The sequence below is a fragment of the Butyrivibrio sp. WCE2006 genome (assembly GCF_000701985.1).
In the GTDB taxonomy this organism is placed as follows: Bacteria; Bacillota; Clostridia; order Lachnospirales; family Lachnospiraceae; genus Butyrivibrio.
This window is the reverse complement of sequence record NZ_KL370846.1, coordinates 6,242-12,260: the sequence shown is the minus strand read 5'-3', so window position 1 is coordinate 12,260 and position 6,019 is coordinate 6,242. Positions and strand designations below refer to the sequence as shown.

The following is a 6,019-nucleotide window of genomic DNA, read 5'->3' as shown; positions in this document are numbered from 1 at the left end:
TAGAACCGTCAGACTTAGCTGCTTCTTCAGCTGCTTTCTGCTCTTCAGCTTTCTTCTGTTCCTCAGCCTGTTTCTGCTCTTCCTGCTTCTTCTGCTCTTCCTGCTTCTTCTGCTCTTCTTGCTGTTTCTTTTCTTCCTCTGCCTTCTTAGCTGCTTCTTCGGCCTGTTTAGCTGCTTCTTCAGCGGCTTTCTTAGCATCTTCAGCTGCCTTCAATGCTGTATTTGCTGCTGTCAGATCATCAGCCTCTGCGCCTGCTGCTACTGCTGCTGCGATAGCATTCTTAGCTGCCTGGATCTTATCAGCTGTAGGATCTGCCTTTGATGCCTCAGCTGCTGCATTAGCAGCTTCGATCGCAGCTGCTTTCTTAGCTTCGTCAACCTTCTTTTGGGCTGTATCTGCTGATGCGTTTGCTAATTTAGCTGCTTCTTTAGCTGCTGCTGCTGCGTCAGTTGCTGCTTTCTTAGCTGATTCATCATCTGTAGCTGCTGCTGCTTCTTCAGCGGCTTTAGCTGATACGAGTGCTTCTTCAGCAGCTGCCTTTGCTGCAGCTATTGTCTCTGCTGTAGGATTTGATGTTGCTGCTTCAGCTGCATTATTAGCTTTCTTTGCTGCCTCAGTTGCTACTCCAGCTGCCTTTTCTGCTGCCTCTCTTGTATTAGCCTGTTCTTCGGTCTCATCTACATTAACTATACAATCGGCTGTGAATTCGCCGGAAGTTGCAGTTACAGTCGCGGTACCTACTGCTACAGGTACAATATCTACAGTGCCATCATTATTATCTATAAGTTTGATGATTTTCCCATCAATATCATCTGATGTCCATATAAGCTCATCCACTGTAGTTACAGGTTTTACTGTTGCAGTAATCACTTCATTTTCATCACCAACTGTAAGAGTAATATTTGTCTTATCCAATACAATAGATTCAGTTTTTATTGTACTTAAAACTTTTACTTTAAGTGTCTTGGCAGTTGATGCGCCACGTGTTATTGAAACGCTTACATCATTTGCTGTTGCTTTAATACCACTAATCACACCGGTATTTTTCCCAACAGAAATATAATCTGTATCTGTTGTGGTGAATGTGGTAGAGTCTGTAATGTCTTCACCACTTGTCTCATCAATTACCGAAAGATTTAAGGAACCATTAACAGCGACAGCAACACCTTCTCCATCATCGTATGTATTATCACTATTTCCATCAATAAATAGTGTGTTAGTAACATCTTTTATAGTGCCTTCATCTATGATCACTTTTATTGTTGCAGCTGCAACACTAACCTCAAATGTCTGGGAACTTATTGTGCTATCAGAAGGAGTAAATATCACAGTATTAGTTCCTGCACTCTTAGCAGTAACAAGCCCCTTAGAATTTACAGTAGTAGCTCCTGTACCAGATTTGCTCCATGTTCCTTCAATTTCCTTGCCATTGTACTTAACCTTGAAAGCTCTTGTACTATTTTCTACAAGAGCTACCGTACCGCCTGCTGCTACATTAACTTCCTTCTTGGTTACATTGTCAACATATGAAAAACCAACAGTATCTTTTGCTAAAACATCATAAGTAAATGTAAATGGTCCAGCAATAGTTTTTCCATCAATCTTCAACGCTGTAGCTGTAGCTTTCTTATTTGACTCAGCTGCATTACTAACTGTAAGAACACCCTTATTGGTAATAGATGCACCTGTTCCATTAGTTGCCCATGTTACATCGTCAGGATCAATAAGCTGGCCATCAGCGTAAATACCAAGCTCAACTTTATCGCCTACATAATAAACTCCATCACCAGTTAAGGTGTTTTTATCAAATACTTCATATTTTACGGCAACTTTACTAACTGTCACAACAATTGTAAGTTTATTGCTGCTATCTGTCCTACTGATTGAGATATTCGCGATACCTTCTCCAACCGCATAAATAACGCCATCCTTCATATACGCAATATCTGCATCATCAGTTTCATATTTAGTATCTTTATCCTTAGATACATCCACTCCATCAAGCTTTACAACAAGATTAGCTGTATCTCCAACAACTAAATTAGCAGCAGTCACTGCTGTAGCACTATCGAGTGCACTATTATTATTTCCAACCTTTGTTGAACCAGTCTTTGAAGCAACAGCTAATGTCTTGTCATCAACTGTTATGCTCATATCCACATCATCTGCATAGGCATACTTAGCAGTCACTTTATATGTTCCAGGCTTAGTAGCTATAAATTTACCACCTACCGCAGTAGCACCTTCCTTATCAACAGACCACTCAACATCAGTTGTAATATCATCACCTGCAATATTTTTTGCAATGATCTGATTTTCAACATTAAGATAGGTGTTTGCATTAGTAGTTTCAAGTGTAACTACGTCCTCGGAAACATTAGTAAATGTAACGCTAATTGATTTATCTCCACCTATAATATCACCTGTAGATGGTTTATATGTGGCATAGATAACAACATCCGCACCGGGTTTCTCCTTCACAGCTTCTACCAAACCAGTATTTTCTCCAACCGTAGCATAAGCTGGCTTAGTTGAATACCACTTTACTTTTGTGCTATCTGCTTCTTCATAAGTTTTACCATCATCACTCAGCACATATGCTTTCAACTGCACATCTGTTCCAAGATAAAGGTTTGCAATGGTCCCTGCCGTTCCAGTCACGTTGGTTCCGTTTATTGTAACATGCTCTTTATCAGTACTTAGATCTGTACCAATTGTAAAATTCTTACCGTCAATTGCCGATACAGTGAAAGGATAAACACCTATAACAGGCTCGGATGTAAGTGTACCTGTTACATCAACACCTGCAGTATTTTCGCCTGCTATCAAATAATAAGTTTCACCTTCAGTAGGGTCACTGCCTATCTGTGTAAGGACTATTTCTTGTTTGATATATTCACCATTTTTCGTGTCCTTTTCAGTCGTTCCTCCAGCGATTTCAAAGTTATTAGCCTTTAACAAGTTATTGTCCTTTAATATTTCATTACCAGTAGAAGCAACTGTATTGTTTGTAACTTCATCAATATATAATTCATAATTATCTTCATTAACTACTACATATTTGAATGTAGTTGATTCAGATTTGTTTGCTACTTTCAGATCAGCCTTAACCGTAGCTGTAATTGACCCCTGTGCATTAGATAGGCTTGTATCTGTTGAAGTAATCGCAACGTTGTCAAAATGAGCTTTGCTCAATGTCAATTGATCATTAGCTGTGCCTAGAAGTGATATATTTTTAGCCTTTGTATCATCCGCTTTATAATTCCAAACCTGAACATAATACTTATCAACACCTAATGACTGTCCAGCTGCATCTTTGGCACTACTTAAATTGATGCTATTACCTTCATATGTTTTGTTTGCAGTCACTGCAATAGAGGCTGCTGCAAAAGTATTTGCGATCACCGCTCCATCGGGAATTGCAGTTAATTTTGTTTTCGATAAGGTTATTCCGATTTTTGTCTTATCCTTATCATCACTAGCATCATCTGGGTCTAAGGCTTTTGATAAGATAAAATCTACCTTGTAATCAGTATTTTCGACATAAGCATTTTTGTTTTCCAATGTAATAGACGTTGTAGTCGCTCCCGTCACACTGGCTGCTTGCGCCACAATACTTGTGAAAGGCATCGCCACTGTACTCAAGTTACTTACGGCCAAAGCACCGGCCAGTGCCCATGACCATAACTTTTTGTTTTTCTTCATAAAGTTTTCCCCTTTCATATGAAATGTGTTTGTCCTTTGTCGCGACAAAGTCAGGAGTTTTACCCCTGAGAGAATTGGCGATTTTTCGTTAATAATTTAAAAGTAAGAATCGTTAATTCTCTCAGAAATAAAAGTCGCTGAATTTGTCGTAACTTTTATATTGAAAACCAGTGTTTTACTGGCTTTTCAATTCATATACTTCAAATAGATATTTATATGTGTTTTGGGTGTAAATCAGAGAAAAGTTTAGAAGTGTAGGAGTAAGAAGCTTGCCATTTTCAAAGGTAATCCTTTTTAATAATTTTAAGTAATCGCTGACACTAGTGTGCTGACATGTTGATATTTAATCAAATTATCTCTATTAATCCGAGCCATTTCTTGATAAAATAAAAGAAAAAGCTCGGAGGCATAACAATGGCAGGCAGACCCAAAATATATCACATAAATCTCACTGATGAAGAATTCAAAAGTATCAAGTCTATCATTCGTAAGAAAGGCACAAGTAAGACACTTAGGACAAGATGCCAGATCATCCTTGATTTAGATGAAAACCATGGAAAAATGTACTCCTACGAACAATGCTATAAATCCAATGGTGTCTGCCATGCAACAGTATCAAATACTGTTAAAGGCTATGCTACAAAAGGTATGGATTACTTGACAGGCCTCAAAAGAAACGAGAATTCCAATAATTCACGTCGTAAAGTTGACGGTCGAATCGAAGCACATCTTGTCCAAATAGCGTGTAGTCCTGCTCCAGAGGGCCACAGCAGGTGGACAATCCGTTTATTGGAAGACGAACTCAAGGTTGTCCTGGATACTGATGAGACTATAAGTCGAGAAGCAATCCGTAAGGCTTTAAAAAAAACAAACTTAGACCTCACAAAAACTCCTACTACTGCATCCCGAAGAAAAACGACCCGGAATTCGTAGCCGCAATGGAGGATGTACTTGATGTCTATGAACGGGCTTATAATCCCAATATCCCAGTAGTATGCATGGATGAAAAGCCATATCAACTGCTCGGAGAAGTACGAAAACCTCTTCCGATGAGACCAGGAAATGATGCTATCATAGATTCCGAGTATAAACGTAACGGAACATGCAGCATATTCGCATTTATAGAGCCATTAGGTGGTAACCATCATGTCAGCGTACGAGAGCATCGTACAGCTACAGATTGGGCTGAGGAAATCAAGTACCTTGTTGACGTTATGTATCCTGATGTAAAAAAGATTGTCCTTGTTATGGATAACCTGAACACACATAGACCTGCATCACTATACAAACTCCTTCCTCCTGCAGAAGCTCGCAGGATATTAAAAAAGTTAGAGATACACTATACTCCCAAGCATGGAAGTTGGCTTGATATTGCCGAAATAGAACTCAATGTTATGACAAAGCAGTGCCTATCACGACGGATATCAAATATTGATTTGCTTATAAAAGAACTCAGCACTTGGGAAGATGAGCGTAATTCAAATAAAGCAACTGTAGATTGGCAATTCAAAACATCTGATGCAAGAATCAAACTCAAATCGCTGTACCCTGTCCTTTAAGGCAGGGAGCGACTTTGATTAATTGTCAACATGTCAGTACACTAGATTGATAACTATTATGCTATCTTTTTCGATATAATGATAATTAATTACCACTGAATAGACAGGCGACGACTTAAGTAAATTTTGCCAGAATATGGTAAAATATAGGTGAAACTTTGATTATATTTAAATAATTACTTCAGATGGGGTTGTCTTTTATTTGATCGGAGCGCTTGACGATGTATCTTAGCCTGATTCGAGCCAAGCAAGTCCATTTAGCAAGATTCTATCGGACTTGGCAAAGCTTACTGATCGACGTGCAGGTATTATAATGATGTTGCCTGTACAACCTCCTGATCAGTGATTTGATATAAGGAGCTTATAAAAATGGGTAATGATATGGTTCTGACAGAATATGATAAAGAGTATCAGAGTATGTTAGATCGCAAGTATGGATTTGATGAAGGCTTTGGTGAAGGCTTTGATGAAGGTCTTGAAAAAGCTGCCCGTTAAAATATCCATGGGAGAACTTAAAGGAAAAGTAATCGCACGCTTTGAGGATGGAATGCCTATAGAAGAAATTGCCCTAAAGTCGCATGTTTCTGTGGATGAAGTAACGGAAATCCTGAAGGAGAAAAAACTTATTACGGAATAATCTTGAAGATGAATACTCTATAGGGATTCTAATTTCATGAACGAATGGTGGAGTATACAATCCGAAATCATGGTGTTTTCTAGCAAACTATCTTGCATACCGGCCCGCTGATGGCAA

Annotated in this window: 4 protein-coding genes and 1 pseudogene; 4 read left to right on the top strand and 1 reads right to left on the bottom strand. The window is 38.8% G+C overall.

Annotated features, from left to right (window positions below; genetic code table 11):
* A pseudogene (locus T501_RS20570) lies at positions 1-3,706 on the bottom strand (hypothetical protein); the annotation flags it as partial.
* Positions 3,707-4,120: 414 nt separating this feature from the next.
* On the opposite strand from T501_RS20570, the gene T501_RS19670 reads away from it, so the two are divergent.
* From T501_RS19670 to T501_RS22340, 4 genes are all read left to right on the top strand, one after another.
* The gene (locus T501_RS19670) at positions 4,121-4,639 is read left to right on the top strand and encodes a helix-turn-helix domain-containing protein (protein ID WP_044917269.1); all 519 of its coding nucleotides are present in this window, start codon (positions 4,121-4,123) and stop codon (positions 4,637-4,639) included.
* The gene (locus T501_RS19665; protein WP_156094547.1) at positions 4,609-5,265 is read left to right on the top strand and encodes an IS630 family transposase; all 657 of its coding nucleotides are present in this window, start codon (positions 4,609-4,611) and stop codon (positions 5,263-5,265) included. The genes T501_RS19670 and T501_RS19665 overlap by 31 nt, the downstream gene beginning before the upstream one ends.
* A gap of 369 nt (positions 5,266-5,634) precedes the next feature.
* Complete coding sequence (locus T501_RS22445) at positions 5,635-5,760, top strand: hypothetical protein (RefSeq protein ID WP_255347462.1); 126 nt, start codon at positions 5,635-5,637, stop codon at positions 5,758-5,760.
* Positions 5,761-5,767: 7 nt separating this feature from the next.
* Complete coding sequence (locus T501_RS22340; RefSeq protein ID WP_442856401.1) at positions 5,768-5,902, top strand: hypothetical protein; 135 nt, start codon at positions 5,768-5,770, stop codon at positions 5,900-5,902.
* Positions 5,903-6,019: the final 117 nt, after the last annotated feature.